This is a genomic window from Sporolactobacillus sp. STSJ-5, assembly GCF_024385605.1.
GTDB lineage: Bacteria > Bacillota > Bacilli > Bacillales > Sporolactobacillaceae > Sporolactobacillus.
Map to the genome: position 1 here is coordinate 1 of NZ_JANFOJ010000054.1, position 404 is coordinate 404.

Below are 404 nucleotides of genomic sequence, written 5' to 3' on the forward strand. Positions count from 1 at the left end.
ATATAAAAAAAACACAAAAGCAGATGTAACCATTTATGCGAGAATTCTTACTAAACACTGATCAAATGGTAAGTTCTATGAACCCATTGATTTTAAATTATCCTTCTTATCATTAAATGTTTATAAAAAACAAAAAACCTCGAAAACGCTTGTTTATCAACGTTTTCGAGGTTTCTATGATGCACTTATGACAGTGCCTTAGCGGAGAGCGAGGGATTCGAACCCTCGAGACGGCTCAATAACCGTCTACACGATTTCCAATCGTGCTCCTTCGGCCACTCGGACAGCTCTCCAAAAAAGGCTTCACAACAACTTATCATTCAGATCATCTAGCTCCACCACGATACAAACACTATGGAGTGATCTACCGACAAATGTCGTGAAGCACAATCAATATTATATAT

Annotated in this window: 1 tRNA gene; it reads right to left on the minus strand. The window is 37.9% G+C overall.

Features of this window, described 5'->3' with window-relative positions:
* Window positions 1-202: 202 nt before the first annotated feature.
* Window positions 203-293, minus strand: a tRNA-Ser gene (locus tag NOM01_RS17060).
* Window positions 294-404: the final 111 nt, after the last annotated feature.